Source organism: Clostridium facile (genome assembly GCF_014297275.1).
GTDB classification, from domain to species: Bacteria; Bacillota; Clostridia; order Oscillospirales; family Ruminococcaceae; genus Massilioclostridium; species Massilioclostridium facile.
Genome location: NZ_JACOQK010000001.1, coordinates 1,409,099 through 1,428,443 on the forward strand (window position 1 = coordinate 1,409,099; position 19,345 = coordinate 1,428,443).

General features: G+C 39.2%; 16 protein-coding genes. 4 read left to right on the forward strand and 12 right to left on the reverse strand.

Annotated elements, in window-relative coordinates; genetic code table 11:
- Positions 1-56: 56 nt before the first annotated feature.
- The 8 genes from plsY to H8Z77_RS05900 form a co-directional block, all read right to left on the reverse strand.
- Complete coding sequence (plsY, locus tag H8Z77_RS05865) at positions 57-725, reverse strand: glycerol-3-phosphate 1-O-acyltransferase PlsY (RefSeq protein WP_083256414.1); 669 nt, start codon at positions 723-725, stop codon at positions 57-59.
- Between the two features lie 6 nt (positions 726-731).
- Positions 732-2,054 carry a ribosome biogenesis GTPase Der gene (gene der, locus H8Z77_RS05870; RefSeq protein ID WP_069988374.1) on the reverse strand — a complete coding sequence of 441 codons (1,323 nt, stop codon included), beginning with the start codon at positions 2,052-2,054 and terminating at the stop codon, positions 732-734.
- A 12-nt stretch (positions 2,055-2,066) separates the two neighbouring features.
- Positions 2,067-3,377 (reverse strand): DUF512 domain-containing protein, encoded by a 1,311-nt coding sequence (locus tag H8Z77_RS05875; protein ID WP_186996460.1) that lies wholly within the window; start codon positions 3,375-3,377, stop codon positions 2,067-2,069.
- A 173-nt stretch (positions 3,378-3,550) separates the two neighbouring features.
- On the reverse strand, positions 3,551-3,733 hold the full coding sequence (rpmF, locus tag H8Z77_RS05880) for a 50S ribosomal protein L32 (RefSeq protein WP_069988372.1): 183 nt from the start codon (positions 3,731-3,733) through the stop codon (positions 3,551-3,553).
- Positions 3,734-3,787: 54 nt separating this feature from the next.
- Complete coding sequence (locus tag H8Z77_RS05885) at positions 3,788-4,240, reverse strand: YceD family protein (RefSeq protein ID WP_069988371.1); 453 nt, start codon at positions 4,238-4,240, stop codon at positions 3,788-3,790.
- A 211-nt stretch (positions 4,241-4,451) separates the two neighbouring features.
- Positions 4,452-4,853 (reverse strand): hypothetical protein, encoded by a 402-nt coding sequence (locus H8Z77_RS05890; RefSeq protein ID WP_069988370.1) that lies wholly within the window; start codon positions 4,851-4,853, stop codon positions 4,452-4,454.
- 177 nt (positions 4,854-5,030) lie between these two features.
- Positions 5,031-6,368, reverse strand: a complete 1,338-nt coding sequence (locus H8Z77_RS05895; RefSeq protein WP_186996461.1) for a glucose-6-phosphate isomerase — start codon at positions 6,366-6,368, stop codon at positions 5,031-5,033.
- Positions 6,369-6,695: 327 nt separating this feature from the next.
- Complete coding sequence (locus H8Z77_RS05900; protein WP_207725997.1) at positions 6,696-7,871, reverse strand: D-alanyl-D-alanine carboxypeptidase family protein; 1,176 nt, start codon at positions 7,869-7,871, stop codon at positions 6,696-6,698.
- Between the two features lie 156 nt (positions 7,872-8,027).
- On the opposite strand from H8Z77_RS05900, the gene H8Z77_RS05905 reads away from it, so the two are divergent.
- Positions 8,028-8,537, forward strand: a complete 510-nt coding sequence (locus H8Z77_RS05905; RefSeq protein WP_186996462.1) for a ferritin-like domain-containing protein — start codon at positions 8,028-8,030, stop codon at positions 8,535-8,537.
- A gap of 533 nt (positions 8,538-9,070) precedes the next feature.
- On the opposite strand, the gene H8Z77_RS05910 is transcribed toward H8Z77_RS05905, so the two are convergent.
- Together H8Z77_RS05910 and mtaB are read right to left on the reverse strand one after the other, a co-directional pair.
- Complete coding sequence (locus H8Z77_RS05910; RefSeq protein ID WP_186996463.1) at positions 9,071-12,775, reverse strand: phosphoribosylformylglycinamidine synthase; 3,705 nt, start codon at positions 12,773-12,775, stop codon at positions 9,071-9,073.
- Between the two features lie 39 nt (positions 12,776-12,814).
- Positions 12,815-14,107, reverse strand: a complete 1,293-nt coding sequence (gene mtaB / locus H8Z77_RS05915; RefSeq protein WP_186996464.1) for a tRNA (N(6)-L-threonylcarbamoyladenosine(37)-C(2))-methylthiotransferase MtaB — start codon at positions 14,105-14,107, stop codon at positions 12,815-12,817.
- 266 nt (positions 14,108-14,373) lie between these two features.
- On the opposite strand from mtaB, the gene H8Z77_RS05920 reads away from it, so the two are divergent.
- Positions 14,374-14,610 carry an HPr family phosphocarrier protein gene (locus H8Z77_RS05920; protein ID WP_069988364.1) on the forward strand — a complete coding sequence of 79 codons (237 nt, stop codon included), beginning with the start codon at positions 14,374-14,376 and terminating at the stop codon, positions 14,608-14,610.
- A gap of 313 nt (positions 14,611-14,923) precedes the next feature.
- On the opposite strand, the gene H8Z77_RS05925 is transcribed toward H8Z77_RS05920, so the two are convergent.
- Positions 14,924-15,652, reverse strand: a complete 729-nt coding sequence (locus H8Z77_RS05925) for a TVP38/TMEM64 family protein (protein ID WP_186996465.1) — start codon at positions 15,650-15,652, stop codon at positions 14,924-14,926.
- A gap of 334 nt (positions 15,653-15,986) precedes the next feature.
- Positions 15,987-17,357: an alanine/glycine:cation symporter family protein gene (locus H8Z77_RS05930; protein ID WP_186996466.1), complete on the reverse strand. Its 1,371-nt coding sequence runs from the start codon at positions 17,355-17,357 to the stop codon at positions 15,987-15,989.
- A gap of 407 nt (positions 17,358-17,764) precedes the next feature.
- Between H8Z77_RS05930 and H8Z77_RS05935 the strand changes: the two genes are divergently transcribed.
- Both H8Z77_RS05935 and H8Z77_RS05940 read left to right on the forward strand, forming a co-directional pair.
- A complete protein-coding gene (locus H8Z77_RS05935) occupies positions 17,765-18,676 on the forward strand; it encodes a DMT family transporter (RefSeq protein WP_186996467.1) in 912 nt (303 codons plus the stop codon).
- Positions 18,673-19,275, forward strand: coding sequence for a QueT transporter family protein (locus tag H8Z77_RS05940; protein WP_186996468.1), 603 nt, complete (start codon positions 18,673-18,675; stop codon positions 19,273-19,275). Before H8Z77_RS05935 ends, H8Z77_RS05940 begins: the two co-directional genes overlap by 4 nt.
- The last annotated feature ends 70 nt before the right edge of the window (positions 19,276-19,345 follow it).

Genomic DNA, 19,345 nt, shown 5'->3' on the forward strand with positions numbered 1-19,345 from the left:
CAAAAACCTCCCCTTTTCATCATTTAATTCACCTGTTTGAACATTATTATGAAAATTTATTTCATCTTTCCTTTTTGACCGATTTTTGGCTCTTCTCCTGCCAGCAAACGCTTGATATTGCCACGATGGAGATACACTACCAGTCCGCCAATCGCCAAAGAGAACGCCGTATGTAACACAATTGTTGTAATATCATAACCCTGTATAATGCGGGTAACACAAGTTACAATTGGGTAAGCAATCGACGCACTAATAGAAGATATCGAAATAATTTTTGTTCCAATAAATACAATCAAAAAGATAAGGAAGATGATTCCAAAAGTCAACGGGTCAATCATAATTAAAATCCCCGAAGTTACCAGAATCCCTTTTCCGCCTTTAAAGCCGTAGTAAATTGGAAACACATGCCCTAAAAACGCACATAATCCGGCAATGTATCCACCCAAAACAAATTGTGGGACTCCGCCTACTAACCAAAACAGCAGCCTTGCTATTAGGATAGCAACCATTCCTTTGGTCAAATCTCCAATTAAGGTAAATAAAGCAGGTAATTTTCCAAAAGTACGCAGCATATTAGTCATACCTGCGTTCCCGCTCCCATAGTCACGGATATCTTTATGGTAAAATACTTTTGAAATAACAAGGGCGAAATTAATGCTGCCAATGAAATAAGCAACAATGGCAGACAATACAATTGAAAGGATAAAAAGTGGGGTCATTTCCATAATATTTTATTTATCTCCTCGTTCACGAACTATAAACCGGATTGGTGTCCCCACCAACCCAAAGGTTTCACGGATTTGGTTTTCCAAATAACGCTGATAAGAAAAATGGAATAAATCCGCCCGATTAACAAACGCAACAAAGGTTGGTGGCTTTGTGGAAGGTTGGGTCATATAATAAATTTTCAAACGTTTTCCCTTATCAGAAGGCGGCTGCACACGGGCAGTACAATACGCCAACAAATCGTTTAACATACCAGTGGAAACCCTCATGCTATTCTGTGATGCTACATTTTGAATCAAAGCGAATAAATCCTGCACCCTTTGCCCTGTTTTAGCGGAAATAAAAATGAATGGTACATAGGACATAAAACTAAAATCATTCTTTAATTTTTTGGTAAACTCATTCATAGTATGGGTATCTTTCTCCAGCGCATCCCATTTATTGATGGCCACGATACAGCCTTTTCCCTGCTCATGGGCATATCCCGCAATTTTTGAGTCCTGTTCCGTAAACCCAACGGTTGCGTCAATCATAATCACACATACATCAGAACGGTCCACTGCCATATGCGCCCGTAATACACTATATTTTTCTATCTGATCCAATACTTTGGATTTCCGCCGGATTCCTGCTGTATCAATAAACACAAATTTTCCATCTTTATTTTCGATTACAGTATCCACAGCATCCCGGGTCGTACCAGCAATATCTGAAACAATCACCCGGTCCTCCCCGGCAATTTTATTGATCAAAGAGGATTTTCCAGCGTTTGGTTTTCCCACTACCGCTACTTTGATTACATCCTCTTCATAATCTTCTTCCATATCTTCTGGCATATGCTCAAACACAGCATCCAACAAATCTCCAGTTCCATGACCATGGGCAGCGGATACTTGAATTGGTTCTCCTAATCCCAAGTTATAAAACTCATAAAATTCCATAGGAGGTTCCCCAAGAGAATCACATTTGTTCACACAGAGTACAACTGGTTTTCCACTTTTTAACAGCATACTGGCAACATCCTGGTCAGTAGCAGTGACACCGCACCGAAGGTCTGTCACCAAAATAATCACCTGTGCACTTTGAATTGCTAACTCTGCCTGACGACGCATCTGAGATAAAATCACATCATCTGTATTTGGCTCAATACCACCAGTATCAACCAACAAAAATTTTTTGTTTAACCATTCGCATTCCGAATAAATACGGTCCCTGGTAACACCTGGGGTGTCATCTACAATGGACATACGTTGCCCAATCAATTTATTAAACAGTGTGGATTTGCCTACATTTGGCCTTCCCACTACTGCGACAATCGGCATGGACATAATAATACTCCTTTACAAACATTCTCCAGTGATCTTATTGATAAAATCATAACCATCATTGTTGATAAATTCCACCGGAATCTTTAATGCTTCTGATATCTGCTCCGGCGTCATATCATCCAAGAAATGGATATCATCATTATCCAGCATACAGCTTGGCAAAAGCAGGCGATCACCCAACTCTTTCCCTTGCAATTGGTTCACTAAATCTCCACCGGTAATCAACCCTGCTACTACAATTTGATGCCCAAAACAGTCGTTTTTAACAGCATATACATTACAGTTTAAATTATGCCATTTTTGTTTCAGTTCGTCAACCAGGTGGCTGATAAAAGGATAAGCAGCCATTCCAGTAGCAATAGAACAATTTATCTCCTGATCATTTGGTTGTAAATCCTGTATAGCATCATAGAATTCCTGCTTCATACAAGAAATCATTCCAATTCCGTTTTCCAGCTGATCAAATGCGCCATAATATTCTGCCGGAGGAATAGGACGTTTTGCTTTTAAAAAGAATTCATCCGCAGGATAGACAATCCGATCCCCGTATTCCTCTAACCATCGGTTGGAAAAAGATTCAATTAAGTCAATGGTATGAGCCGCAGACTGTTGTGTATATGGAATAAGAGGATATAGTTTGTCACGGTAATCACTCAACCCCACTGGTACACAGGCAATACTCTGCAATGCAGGAATCAATTTTTCCAAATCAGTTAAAGAACGTTTTAACTCATCGCCATCATTGATCCCTGGGCACAATACCAACTGACAATTTAAAGAAATACCTGCATCCGCCAACTTGTTTAAATAACGAAGAACTTCGCCGGAACGGGGATTTGCCATCATTTTTACACGGAGTTCCGGATTCGTGGTATGGACAGAAACATTAATTGGGCTGATTTTCAGCCGGATAATACGGTCAATTTCTTCTTCCGTGATATTTGTCATGGTAATATAATTGCCAAATAAAAAGCTTAACCGATCGTCGTCATCTTTGAAATAGAGAGGTTTTCTCATTCCTTTTGGTAACTGGTCAATAAAACAGAAGATACATTTATTTTTACAGCTGCGTTTTTTGTCCATCAAATAGGTTTCAAATTCCAGCCCTAAATCATCATATTCGTTGTTCTTCAATTTTACAAGGCGCTGTGTGCCATCTTTGGCTTGAATCAATAATTTCACTTTCGGGTCTGTTGCGTAAAAACGGTAATCCAGCACATCAGTAATGGTATGACCATTGACCGAAATCAGTTGTTCCCCTGGCTGAATTCCTGCGCGGCTGGCATAACTATTTGGTGTAATACCACTGATTGTCACGCTCATAAAAATCCAAACCTCCCTCTATCTTGATTTTCAACCGGTCTTTTATCCTGATTCCGAGTTTATAACCTATTGCAATAAAAATAATAATTAAAAATACTATTCTTTTCGGAACCAGAATTATACGAAAAGAAAAGGTAGGGAAAGTGTATCTTCCCTACCCCTCTTGTTCAGGCTTATGCCTCTTTTTTAATTACTTCAACGCCTTTGTAGTAACCACAGTTACCACATACTTTGTGAGGAGCTTTTAACTCGCCACATTGTGGACATTTGGAGAATGCAGGAGCATCCAGTTTCCACACGTTAGAACGTCTTTTATCACGTCTTGCTTTAGAGGTTTTTCTCTTTGGTACCGCCATCTTACAGCACCTCCTTCGCTGCAGTACTATGTTTCTATGTTTGGCCTTATCGGCTTACTGAAACTCTCCACACTTACATTCCGTTATATTTAAGTTCGCACCACAATTACAACATAACCCTTTACAATCTTCTTTACATAAAATTTTGGTTGGCAAGCTTAACGCAACGTCATTTAAAACAAGCTCGTCCAAATCCAAACGTGCGTTTTCCGCTACAATGTAATCATCATTTTGACCCGTCAGTTTCCGAACAATAATATGTTCAAATTCTTCTTCGTAATCAACCTGAAATTCATCCAAGCAACGGTCACACACAAAATTCGCAAGTGTGCTAACTGTCATTTGTAAGGTTACAATCCCAACCTGGTTTGTAATCTCGCCAACAACATGCACTGGATGCGGAAAAGGTTTGTTTTGATCCAACGTATATTCAGAAAGATCTAATTTGTAATCAATTCTTTTATGATCACCAATTACATCAAACAGTTGTCTCAAATCAATAATCATAGTGTCACCCCATAACGATACTAATATAGTATAGTAAAAACCGCTTCAATTGTCAAGTAGTTGCAACAGTTTTTTTAAAAATTTTTTCATATCACCAAAATAATTTGAAAATCAGAATCAAATGGGGAAATATATTTACACAAAAATAGCCCCGTAGCTTATTGCTCTACGGGAACTATTTTTACAGCTTGTGTTATGTTACAAATTGAAATTAAGCAAATTTTGTAACGGATTCTGGCAGTTCAGCACGGTCAGCAGATACAGTGAAGGTAATATTTACATCGGTGCAAATCTTATCGATTTCATCCAACATTTGTCCTAACAGGTCATAATCCCTGCCTACAATCCTTAAAATAGCATCCACATAAATATCAGTAATATCATAGTTACCAGCTAAAATACCAGCAATAAAGCCTTTAAATGCTTGAATATTTGTTACATCATAATGTAATGCGTTCACTAAACGAACTTTATGGTCTAATTCAAATGTATGCTGATCACTGTTGTCAATAAACACGATATCGCCATCGGTTTTTGAAACACATTCACGTACAGCTTCCAATAAGATTTTTGTTTTGCCGGAGCCCTTTTTGCCAAGTATTAATTTAATCATGGTGATTCCTCCCATTTTTATATTATTATAATACAGCACTGATGTGCCAAAATTATGCGTTGATAAAGTTTGTTTTGTACTTTGTATCATATTAGAACCAAGAGGGGGAAACCAACTGATTTGGCATCATCCACACATTTCTTCGCATGTTACAAAGACAAAACTGCTAAATAAAAATTAATCTAATTTTTTCAGCAATTCTTCCTGCATATCTTCATATCCTGGTTTTCCTAACAAGGCAAACATGTTTTTCTTGTAAGCCTCTACACCAGGCTGGTCAAATGGGTTAATACCCAACATATAGCCGGAAATTGCACATGCTTTTTCAAAGAAATAAATTAAATAGCCAAGTTCCTGTTCATTCATTTCAGGCACTTCCAAAATAATGTTTGGAACGCCACCTTCTTCGTGGGCAATTACAGTCCCTTCAAAGGCTTTGCGGTTTACCAAACTCATATTTTGATTTGCCAAGAAGTTTAATCCGTCAAAATTACTAGCATCCTCTTCGATGAATAAATCCTGTTTTGGTTTCTTAATATCCACAACAGTTTCAAACATCACCCGTGAACCATCCTGGATAAATTGTCCTAAACTGTGTAAATCTGTGGAGAAGGTTGCGGATGCTGGGAAAATTCCTTTGTGGTCTTTGCCTTCACTTTCACCATACAGCTGTTTGTACCATTCTGCCATCATAGTAAACGCTGGATCATAGCTTACTAGCATTTCCACGCTTTTTCCTTTACGGTAAAGGATATTTCTCAGTACAGCGTAACGGTAACAGTCGTTTTTCTCAATATCACATACCGCATAATCTTCCCGTGCTTTTGCCGCGCCTTCCATCAAGGCTTTAATATCCGCCCCTGCCACAGCAATTGGGAGCAAACCCACTGCAGTCAATACGGAAAAACGTCCGCCCACATCATCTGGTACTACAAATTCTTCATAGCCTTGAGCATCGGATAATTCTTTTAATTTACCCCTTGCCTTATCTGTGGTAGCATAAATGCGTTTTTTTGCCTCTTCCACGCCATATTTATCTTCCAGATATTTTTTGAAAATACGGAACGCCAGCGCAGGTTCGGTTGTTGTTCCAGATTTGGAAATGATGTTTACAGAAACATCCCTTCCTTCACAAATGGACAAAACCTCGTTTAAGTAGGTAGGGCTGATATTATTCCCTACAAAATAAATATCAGGTGTATCTTTTTTCAAGTTATTATAAAAAGGTGATTTTAAAAACTCAATTGCGGCACGTGCCCCCAAATAGGACCCCCCTATGCCGATGACAATCAATACATCAGAATCCTGTTTGATTTTTTCCGCTGCTGCCAAAATCCGGTCAAATTCCTCTTTATCATAATCCACCGGTAAATCAACCCAGCCTAAAAAGTCGTTACCAAGACCGGTCTTATTTTTCAGCGTATCATGCGCTGCCTGGAGCTGTGGAATCATTCCAGCCAATTCATGATCAGCAATAAAATTTTTCACATGTTTTGTGTTTAATGTTAAGGCCATTCTTTTGCACCTCTATTTCTTGATTCATGTTTGGTTGTTGCTTCTATTTTACTATAAATTCCCCAAAAAATCAAGTATAAAATCCAATAATTTTAATTATTTTCATAAAAAATAACGCAATAATTTTATGAAATCCTAACAGATTCTATTTTCTATTTTACAGAAGATTTTGTACTTTTTCAGTCCTCTATTCAGGTTTATGAAAAATAATAGATTAATTGATAGGATATCATATGTTTGTGAAAACAAACTGATGGTATTTTTATGGGTTTGTGAACAATACAAAAAAGCAGGCAAATATTTACTATAATTGCCTGCTAACTACCACTATGAAATGAGCTTTAATAGTAGTTTTAGAAAAACAAATGGAAAGTCCAATTGGTTGATTTGGTTTTTCGCGTAAATTGGATATTCCGCCAACACATCACTGTTTAAATAGTAGATGATTTTTCCAACTTCCTGACCCTGCTGTACCGGTGCCTGCAGACCTTCTATTATAGTCACTTCAGAAGTAATATTGGCTTGATCTCCTTTTGATATCACCATAGATACCGTAGAGGGTAATTCTATTTCCACAACGGATTGCTGACCATTGGACACAGGAATTTCTGGAATTTCCTGCTGACTTAAATCAGGGGTATAGACTTCATAAGACGCAAACCCATAATCCAGCAGCGTACTAGCAGATTTAAACCGTTCCTTTGAGGTAGCTGATCCCATAGTAACTGCAATCAAAGTCATACCATTTCTAGTAGCGGTTGCGGACAAACAGGAACCTGCTCCATCGGTTGTTCCCGTTTTTAACCCATTACATCCTTCATAATACCGCACCAGTTTATTGGTATTGGTTAGCCCTGTTTTTCCATCCCGTAAACTGTCCATCCAGATAGAACTGTATTCCTTAATCTTTTCATGTTTGATGAGTTCAGCGGACATAATCGCCACATCTCTGGCAGTGGATAGATGTCCATCGGCATCCAATCCGGTTGCATTTTGAAAAGTAGTATTATTCATCCCTAGTTCTTTCGCGCGTTGGTTCATCTGTTCTACAAATGCTTCTTCTGTTCCACCCATATATTCTGCCAATGCCACAGCCGCATCATTGGCGGAATTTACAGCAGTCGCTTTCAGCAAATCATGAACACTCATCGTTTCTCCTACTTCCAGCCAAATCTGTGTCCCTCCCATGGAATTAGCATGTTCACTGGTTGTCACCATGTCCTCCATGTGGATAGTTCCCTGCTCTAACCGCTCCATTAACAATAACATCACCATAATTTTGGTAATAGAAGCCGGTGGCATCTGTTCATCCGCATTTTGTTCCATTAAAACTTTTCCGCTGGATGCTTCCATTAAAACATAGGATTTTGCGGGAATGTCCCCTATAGACTGTGCCGCAACAACATCTTCCTCCACTCCATCCGCCAATACAGGAATACCAAAAACAGAACAAAAAATGCCTAACGCCAATATTCCAGATAAAATCCGCTTTGTGATTGTCATGATTTCCACCTCAATCTTGCAAATTCTTGTACAACGATTCCATTTATGTATATGGTAATAAAAATAAAAATAGTAGTAGAAATTGTGGAAAATATTCTTCTATTTTGCATTTCACATTCATATAACTAGAGAAACAGCAGTAAGGAGGAAGATCACATGGAGCGACATGGTCAAGCTACACAATTGCCTTATCCACCAATACGGATAACAAAACAAAATAAATCATATGCCCAGGCAATGCTGGATAATATGGGCGGAAGGGTTTCCGAAATGTCAGCAGTCAGCCTTTACTTTTACAACCATCTGATTACTGAAAAATTTCCAGAAGTAGCGGAACTATTTCATAAAATCAGTGTTACAGAAATGCGACACCTGGAGATATTCGGTAAATTAGCATGTGCCTTGGGTGGGAATCCAAGGCTATGGAGCAGTAAACCCAATGGAAGGCATTATTGGTCCCCATCCTACAATACCTATAGTTTAGAATTGCCGCAGTTGCTGAAAAACGCTATCCAGTCTGAAAAACAAGCGATTGAAAAATATCAACGGCAGTCAGAACGAATTAAAGATTCCAATGTGGTAGAAAACCTACAACGGATTATTTTAGATGAAATGGAACATGTAGAATTACTGACAGCATGCTACCACAGTATCACAAAAGGTTAACCATATCCCATAGCTTACATAATTGATTCAAGGAATTTTGCCTGATATAACAATAGATATCTCACAACCTGTAAAGAAATGAAATCCTTCCCGCAATCAGGAAAAGAATCAAAAGCTCTGACAAAAAATTTTCTACCTATGACCTGATATATTGTATCATTTCCGAAAGTTTTTCTCTATCTATGATAAATCAGGAATCTTATTTCAATCCAGCAGGCAGTCATGACCTCCGGCAAAGCCGGAGGCTTGATTAAGCCCTAGAAGAGCATTTTATTGGCGGGCATTTAAAGACGCACTGAATATTCTTTCTCTTGCATCTACTGCTCTGTCGCCCGTAAACGGGCACTTATGCTTCTTTCCGAGCTTGTATGAACTTGCTAGATTGCTTGTTAGTAGCTCGCTTCGCTCGATGCTTGAAGCTAAAGCTTTTTTATGGGGCACCTCCACCGGCATAGCCGGTGGTTTCCCTAATCAACAATAAGCCGCTGTCAATGGAACCCCATTCAACAGCGGCTTATTTCTATTTCCTGTTATTATTTAAAATAATCTACGCCAGCTTTAAATAATTTTTGGTCTTTTTCACCTGGTACATTTTTACATACATTGGAACCAACACGTTCACTGTGTCCCATTTTACCAAATACTCGACCATCAGCAGAAGTAATCCCTTCAATCGCCAGTACAGAAGTATTTGGGTTAAACCGGATATCATAAGTTGGATTGCCTTCCAAATCCACATACTGGGTTGCAACCTGACCATTTGCGATCATTTCATCCAAAAGGTTTTGTGGCGCAATAAATCTACCTTCTCCATGAGAAATCGCAATACTGTGGATATCATCCACATTGGTATATGCCAACCAAGGGGATTTGTTGGAAGCGATTCTTGTGCGGACCATCATGGATTGATGACGGCCGATGGTATTAAAGGTTAAAGTTGGAGAATCCTCTTTTGGCTCTACAATTTCGCCATAAGGAACCAATCCTAATTTTACCAATGCCTGGAACCCATTACAAATACCTAACATCAAACCATCGCGGTTCTTCAACAGGTTGTGAACTTCTTCTTTAATGGATGGGTTGCGGAAGAAAGAAGTGATAAATTTACCAGAACCATCTGGTTCGTCACCGCCGGAGAACCCACCTGGGATCATAATAATCTGAGAATTTTTAATGTGTTCCGTAAAGGTTTTTACTGATTCCTGGATACCCTGACTGCTCAGATTGTTGATGACAAACACCTCGGCTTCCGCACCAGCCTGCTCAAATTGACGTGCTGTATCATATTCGCAGTTTGTCCCTGGGAATACTGGGATCAGCACTCTTGGTTTCGCCACTTTAATAGATGGTGCTGGACGGGTTGTTGCAGCACAGGAAATTGGCTGTACTTTTTCCTGTTTTGTTTCAATTAAAGCTGGGAATACAGATTCCAGTTTCTGTTCATAAGCCTGCTGCAACTCTTCCATGGAAATAGTCACATCGCCACATACAACAACATCTTTTTCGGTTACGGTACCAATCACAGTAGTACCATCCACTGGACGGGATAATTCTAATACAAAACCACCATATACTGGATTAAACAACAGATTGTTGTCAATTTCTTTGGTGAATTGGAAACCAAGCTGGTTCCCTAATCCCATTTTCACAACAGCTTCCGCTACGCCGCCAAAGCCCAAAGCCCATGCGGAAACGACGCTGCCATCCGCAATCAAGTTTTCTACTTTTTTGAAAGTATCTTTAATCGAAGTATAATCTGGATTACCCTGTTCATCATAGGTTGGCAGTACAATCGCAACTTGATTACCAGCTTGTTTGAATTCAGGGGAGATCACTTTATTTGAATCCGCAACGGATACTGCAAAGGAAACCAGGGTTGGTGGAACATCAATATCTTCAAACGTACCGCTCATGGAGTCTTTACCACCGATTGCGCCATAGCCCAGGTTTACCTGTGCTTTATAAGCACCCAGTAAAGCTGCCATTGGTTTTCCCCAACGGGATGGATTGTTTTGGGTGCGCTCAAAGTATTCCTGGAAAGTCAGCCAGCATTTTTCTGTAGAACCACCCACCGCGATTGATTTCGCAACAGATTCAATTACCGCATACTGAGCACCGTAATAAGGGTCCTGAGAACTGATATATGGGTTAAAGCCCCATCCCATAATAGAAGCAGTGTTTGTATTGCCTTCTAATACAGGAAGCTTTGCCACCATAGCCTGGGTTTCGGTCATTTGGCGTTTTCCACCATATGGCATCAAAACAGTCCCTGCGCCGATGGTGGAGTCAAACCGTTCCACTAATCCTTTCTGGGAACAAATATTCAAGTCGGACAAGTGGGAAATCCAATCCTGTTTTGTATTCTGTTTATTGTGGACAGGAGCTACTTGGTGTTTTCCAATCTGGATATTGGTGTGTTTTTCTGCACCGTTAGAGTTTAAAAATTCACGGGAAAGGTCTACAATCTGTTTTCCTCTCCAGGTCATTTTCAGACGTGGCTGTTCTGTTACTACCGCAACTTTGGTTGCCATCAGGTTTTCTTTTTCTGCTTCCGCCATAAACGTTTCCACATCAGAAGCAGCTACCACAACGGCCATCCTTTCCTGGGATTCGGAAATTGCTAACTCTGTGCCATCCAAGCCTTCATATTTCTTTGGAACAGCATCCAAATCAATCTGCAATCCGTCAGCCAATTCCCCAATTGCAACTGACACACCACCAGCACCAAAGTCGTTACAACGTTTGATCATGCGGGTTACGGTTGGGTTGCGGAACAAGCGCTGTAATTTTCTTTCTTCTGGAGCGTTCCCCTTCTGTACTTCTGCCCCACAGCTTTCCAAAGAATGTGCTGTGTGGGATTTTGAGGAACCTGTCGCACCACCGCATCCATCACGGCCGGTTTTCCCACCCAATAAAATAATAACATCGGATGGGGATGGAACCAAGCGGATGACATTTTCCGCTGGAGCAGCACCAACAACAGCACCGATTTCCATCCTTTTTGCCACATAGCCTGGATGATATAATTCATGGACATGCCCAGTTGCCAAACCAATCTGGTTCCCGTAAGAACTATACCCATTAGCCGCGGTTGTAACAATTTTACGCTGTGGCAGTTTTCCTTCAATTGTCTGGTCAAATGGAACCAATGGGTCAGCTGCACCAGTTACCCTCATTGCCTGATAAACATAGGAACGTCCAGATAATGGGTCACGGATCGCACCACCCAAACAGGTAGCTGCGCCACCAAATGGTTCAATTTCAGTTGGATGGTTATGGGTTTCATTTTTAAACATCAGCAACCAGTCCTGCTGTTCTCCATCTACATCCACTTTAATTTTTACAGAACAGGCATTGATTTCCTCAGATTCATCCAAATCAACCAAAATGCCTTCTTTTTTCAGTTTTTTCGCCGCAATGGTTGCCAAATCCATCAAACAGATTGGCTTATTGCTTCGACCTAGTTCTTCCCTTGTTTTCAAGTAATCCTCATAGGTTTCCTGGATTACAGGATTTTCAATATCAGCCTGGTCAATAATCGTAGAAAAGGTAGTATGGCGGCAATGATCAGACCAATAGGTATCAATCATGCGGATTTCGGTAATAGTAGGGTCACGCTGTTCTGTCTCCGAAAAATATTTCTGGCAGAATTTAATATCATCTAAATCCATTGCCAAACCATAATTGCTGATAAAATCAGCCAAACCTTGCTCATCCAAAGCTCTAAAATCCGTTAATACAGCCACATCGTTTGGCAGGTCATATTTTATATTGAGTGTTTCATAACAATCCAGGGTTGCTTCGCGGCTTTCCACTGGGTTGATGATGTAATGTTTTATCTTATCTAGCTGCGCGTCACTGATGTTACCTTTTACAACATATACTTTAGAGGATTTTACAATAGGACGCACACCTTGAGCGAAAATCTGGATACACTGTTCGCAGGAATCCGCACGCTGGTCAAACTGCCCTGGCAAATACTCAGTAGCGAATACTTTTTCATCCGCTTGCAACTCTGGCAGTTCAGAATAAGTAATATCTACTTGGGGTTCTGAAAAAATAATATCCTTTGCCTGGTGAAAAACTTCTTCCGAAATTTCATCCGCGTCATAACGGTTGATAACACGGATACCTTGCAGTTCCGGCATCCCTAAAACGGATTTTAAGTCGCCAAGCAGACTTTTTGCCTCTACTGCAAATTCTGGTTTTTTCTCAACATAAATACGAAAAACTGACATTAGATACGCTCCTTTATTTTATTGTGACCACCAGTGGAGTTAATCGATCAATTCCCCCACACATTTATCGTCCAATACATCTATAATTTTAACACATTTTATCTGCCCACACAAGTTTTCATCCGTATTTATTCTTACTGGAGTATAATTTTTTGTATATCCTTCCATAATACCATTGTGGAAGGTTTCTACCAATACGGATTCTTGTTTTCCAACCTGGGTTTTTAAAAATTCCAAACGGGTTTCCCCTGTTACTTTTGCCATCAAAGCAGCACGCCTTGCTTTTTCTGCATTCGATACCTGATCAGGCATTTTCGCCGCCCTGGTCCCTTGGCGGATCGAATAAGGGAACACATGAGCTTTCGCTAATTTGATAAACCGAGCATATTCCAGAGATTGCTGAAATTCTTCATCGGTTTCCCCCGCAAACCCCACCATAATATCCGTTGTAATCGAAGGGTTGTCAAACGCTTTCCGGATAGCTTCCACAATACGAGTATATTCTTTGGTATCATAGTGGCGGTTCATCCGTTTTAAGGTAGCGTCGCACCCACTTTGCAAGGATAAATGGAACTGAGGGCAAAATTTTTCCATTTTCGCCATCTCATGGATATCTTCATCGGTTAATAATTCCGGTTCCAAAGAACCCAAACGGACCCTCTCAATTCCTGGAATAGAACAAGCCAATTGGATCGCGTCCAGCAAACGGACATTTTCCAGGTCACGGCCATAGGAGGAAAGGTTGATTCCTACCAACACCACTTCCAAATAACCATTAGCTGCCAAGTCAGTCAATTCCTGTTTTAAATCTTCCATCGTTTTAGAGCGCACTGGCCCTCGGGCAGTTGGAATAATACAATAGCTACAATAACGGTCACACCCATCCTCAATTTTCACAAAGGCTCTGGTGCGTTCCGTGAATTTCTTCACCGCCATTTTTTCAAATGGTTCCTGCCGTTGATGTGGAGTGATTTCAATGACACGCTCCCTTGTTTCCAAAAAGCGCTGTACCAGTTCTACCACTTTACTTCGGTTATAGGAACCTGTAATCACATCTGCCTCCGGTATTTGTTGATCCACATCCGGAAAAGCCTGAGGGAAACATCCTGTTAATACTACCACAGCATCTGGATTGTTCCGTTTAAACCGACGCAATGCCTGCCTTGCCTTCTTATCTCCGGAAGATGTAACTGTACAAGAATTCACAACATATACATCCGCTTCATCATCACAGTGGACTACATCATAGCCATTCTGATAAAATAAATCGGACATAATTTCAGTTTCGTATTGGTTGACCTTGCAACCTAAGGTATAAAAAGCAACTCTCAAATAATCATTCCTTTAACATTTAATAGAAAAAATAGCCTATCATTTTAAAACCAAACCAATTATCCTATAGGATATTGCTATTTACTGCGGTATACTTCGAAAAAATAATCGAAAAACACATAAAATCTACCCATAATTTATGTTTACTGATAGTATTATAGCTGATTTTATTTTTTTTTACAATTAGATAGTTGACTTAAAAATTGACTGCTGTTATATTGTATTATGGTAATTTTATAAAGTAAATATGTTTGGAGGTAACCAACATGCAATCAGTAACCATTATGTTAAATACTGTAACTGACGTAAAAACTTTTGTAAACGTAGTATCCAAATATGATTTTGATGTAGATTTGGTATCTGGCAGATACGCAATTGATGGAAAATCGATTATGGGTATTTTTAGTTTGGATTTATCAAAACCAATTAGAGTGGAAGTCCGCAGTGATGACGCTTCCGCATTTTTTGAGGAAATCAAACCTTTTATCAAAGAAGAAGCATAATAAAAATTCATACACAAAAACCCGGTTTATGTCATGGTGCATAAACCGGGTTTTATTTTATCCTCCTTAGAAAGATAAATATATCAATTTATAATTACAGAGGATACCTTATAGTATGGATATCGAAAAGTTTTCTTTTTGGAGAACCATTATATTATCCATCACGAATAAAAACCTACAACGTTATAATCAGCACAGCCAAAAATAATTTTTTCAAAAAATAATATAAAAATCTTCTCCATCTTTCTTAATCAAATTGATACAATAGACAAAAAATCACCCGCAAAGCGGGTGAAAAAAGACTATTATCTTCTTATTTAGATACCTTTGTTTTATGTGGATGTTTTTTTCTCCGTTTTTCTAAATAAGCCATTAATTTTTTGTTTATTAAAATCCCAACTATAGCCAAACCACCAGCAACAGCAAACATAATGATGGAACCCCACAGGTTTTCTTGATAAATAGCTGCTCCTGCATAAGTGGAAGTAATAATAGATGGAATACGAGCAAAGGTAGAAATGAGAAAAAAATGGAGTGGTTTTAAATTCGTTAACGGTACAATATAAGTTAGCAAGTCCTTTGGTGTACCAGGGATAAAAAACAATAGGAAAACCAAAGGCCCTAATTTTTTAGTGTCATGAAGAAAACTCAATTTGTCCATTTTCTCTTGAGAAATAAAAAACTCTACAAACGGTCTGCCTAATAATTTTACTACGTAATAAATAATTACTGTGCCAATAAAGATCCCCAACAAACACAAAATCAATCCTGGGATCGCTCCAAACAACAAACCAGATAGTACTTCTACTGGTTCCCCTGGAATAATAGCAAACACAACCTGCGCCGCTTGGATTCCCAACATGATAAACCATCCGGAAATCCCCATATTTTCAACTTCATTTTTGTACATTTCCCGTACGGCAGGGTCTTTTAGTTCCATTACTTTTGGAAATGCCCAAATGGTAAGTAAAACAGCAACCACTAAAAATAAAGTTAAAAACACTGCCTTTAAAATTAATTTATGATTCATTTTCTGACGCAAGGTTACACATCCTTCTTTATTTGCTTCTAACCGCTAAACAATACTAGCCAATTGTTTTTCAAAATACATTAATATGTGTTACAAAGATATATAAATATTCCTATTTTTATCAAAGGCATATAGCCAAATCCATTGAGTAAGTCAATGGGTTTGGCAAAAATAAGATTTGTTGTGATAAATGATTTAATGGTATTTCAATACAAATTATTACTATATTATAATTAAATAAATTGTACCTATCCACAAGCTTTTTGAATTAAGAAGATAATCAAAAATTATTTTGTATGCTATGTTTATTATAGCACTGATCCATGAAAAAGCGATAGAAAAACTCTTACAAATTTCTTTCATTTTTAATTGTTTTGATTATATTTTGATACCGTTTTGTTTCCTGAAATACGATCGGGCTTAACCACACTAACGCAATCAGATTTGGTATCGCCATCAACCCATTTAGTGTATCAGAAACAGACCATACCAAAGAAAGATTTTGTACTGCTCCCCATATCATAAACCCTAAAAATACACAACGATATATGAAAATAGCAAATTTTTTGTGAAATAAGTATTCCATACATTTTTCACCATAATATGCCCATCCCAAAATACTGGAAAACGCAAAAAATACCATACAAATTGAAATTAGTCCCTGAGCTGAATCACCTATCACATTAGAAAAAGCAGTTAAGGTTAACGTGGAACCATTCTGGCCACTTAGCCAATCCCCTGAAGTTAACACAACCAAAGCGGTAATGGTACAGCTTACAATCGTATCAAAAAACACTTCAAACATTCCCCACATGCCCTGCTGAGCTGGGCTTTTTGCGTTGGCAGCAGCATGGGCAATGGGAGCAGACCCTAATCCCGCTTCGTTGGAAAAAACCCCTCTGGAAATACCAAAGCGGATTCCCTGCATAAATAAATATCCGGCGCTTCCTCCTAAAATAGAAGATGGGCAAAGAGCATATTGAAAAATTTCCTCAAATGCTTTTGGTATCTGACTTCTATTAAAAAACAGTACAAAAATTGCCAATCCTAAATAGAGAAAGGACATCAGTGGAACTAATTTTTCTGCTAAACTTCCTACTCGTTTGATCCCTCCTATAATAACAATTCCAACCAAAACAGCTAATATTACACCGCTAATCCAAGTTGGAATTCCAAAAGAACATTCTAGCGCCGTAGAGACAGCGTTAGATTGTGTCATATTCCCAATTCCAAACGAAGCAGCCACGCAGAACAGCGCAAATAATATGGCTGGGAATTTATATCCCATACCATATTGAATATAATACATGGGGCCACCAATATATTCCCCTTTTCCGTTTTTCTTTCGGTAATAAACCGCCAGCAATACCTCCGCATATTTGGTCATCATCCCCAAAATAGAACTGACCCACATCCAAAAAATAGCACCTGGACCTCCAGTAACAATCGCGGTGGATACCCCAACAATATTTCCTGTTCCTAATGTGCCAGCCAAAGCGGTTGATACTGCCTGAAAGGGGGTAATTCCTTGTTTTGATTTTGGTTTTTTTTCAAATAAACTTCCAACTGTTTCCCTACACATTCTTCCAAAATAGCGGATTTGAAAAAAACCAGTTCGGACAGAAAAATACAGCCCAATCCCCAATAAAAACAAAAGCATTACCGGACCCCAAACAATCCGACTTAATCCATTATTGATCTGTTCTAAAAGCCCCATATAATCCCCCCTTATCCCATATCTATTGCAGAAAGGGAAAGGGTAGTACAAAATTTAGGCTTTTGCTTATTTAGTATTCCCATACGAAAAAGAAAAAACTATCTATATTTGATAATATAAATAGGCTTGTCACAGCAGTTTATAAAAAATATTCCCGTCAATACGAATATCTGGGGCACCTTAGAATTCTATTTCTTCTCAAGATCTTCTTCAGGCTTTGATTTCATAACATTTTTTTGCAGTGCGACTATTGTATTCTTTCTGAGTTCGTCCTATTTTAAAATTACTTGAAAAAAAACGATTCTTTGATATAATGATATAGGATTTAGAAGTATAGTGGGCAAATTTACAGAAAAAGAGAGACAACGTTTTCCCGCTTTACAGAGAATGCTTGAGGAGGAAACTATTTGAATAAAATTCAATCCAATTTTTGTCTTTTTTGTGTAACGCTTTGCTGGTCAACGGAGGTCATTCTGCTTAAAAATATTCCTGCTGAAATTCCATCCATTTCGATTACCGCCATGACTAATTTTATCGGCTGTCTGATTTTAATTGCCATCTTCTTTAAAAAAATCTTCCGACCCATTACAAAAAAGAATCTTCTGCGTGTGGCTGGGTTAGGAATCTTGAATATGACCTATAACCTGCTGATGCTGTTTGGACTACAATATCTCAATGTTTCCACCGGTATTTTTACCCTATCCATGACAACGGTAGTTCTTCCTGTTCTTCTTCTGCTCCGACGTCAGAAAATTCGAATCAACACTTGGCTTGGGGTAGGGCTCATATTGATAGGGATTCTGCTGGCGGTCAATCTGCACACTGACTTATCCCAGCTACCTGGAATCGGGATTATGTTGGTGGTATGCCTGCTTCGGGCTTGGTACATTATTAAACTTAACGAAGCGGCAAAAGAGATGGAGCCAATACAGCTGTCCGCCCTTATTTTAGGTGTGGTTGCAGTTCTATCCTTCCTCATATGGCTGTTTATCGAACCACGCACGGTTTTTGCTCTTTCCTACTCCTCCGAGATGCTCTCCAGCATTTTTGTTTACAGTTATTTTATCTGTGCTTTTGCTACCGTCATAAATATTTTTGCGCAAAAGCAGGCGTCTGCCCGGACAGCTTCGGTGATCTATTCTCTAGAAATCGTCTTTTCCACCATCTTTTCCGCTACCCTTCCACCGATTCTGGTCGATCGTATTACACTAACACCCTCTTTGGTCATTGGTTGCGTTCTGGTAGCGCTAGGGGCGTTCCTGTCTGAATTTGATGCAACCGCTTTTGTTGTGGCTTGGAAACGGAGGTGGTCCGCATGACACAAACTCAAAAAACACCTTTGGGACGAAAAATTGGTAGATTTCTGTTTTTGGTCCTAATACATATGCTTCTTTCTCTCCCGTTTAAAGTCATGATTATGATTCCCGGATTTACCGATATCCGGCCAGTCACCTGCCTGCAGCCTATCTTCGGTCTGTTTTTCGGACAGACGGGGGCACTTGCTTTTGCGGTGGGTAATCTGATTTCTGATGTACTGTCCGACAGCTTACAGTGGTCTTGTATTGCCGGTTTCATTGCTAACTACCTGTATGTGGTGATGGTCTACAAATTATGGCACATGATTCGCAAAAAAGCCTTTTCCCTGCGTGACAGCCACGATTTTCTTGCATATATTGCCATAATTCTTATCTCCGCCGTGGTTCTGACCGTTATGATCTCCTTTGGCGTTTATGCCGTTCAGCCTGAAGTAGATCTTGTCACCTTAATCGGCACGATTTTTTGTAACAACACGATTTTTCCGATCATTCTTGGTGCACCGATTATGATCATCATGCAGGAAGAATTCCATCTTCTCGACCTGTGGACTCGGCGCAAAAAAGAAGAGTCCGCAGACGAAGACTCGCCTGCGGAAAAATAATAAAAACAGATGTATATCATAGAAAATGGATCGCTATATTTTGCATTTCAGCTCTCCACCCACTATAAAG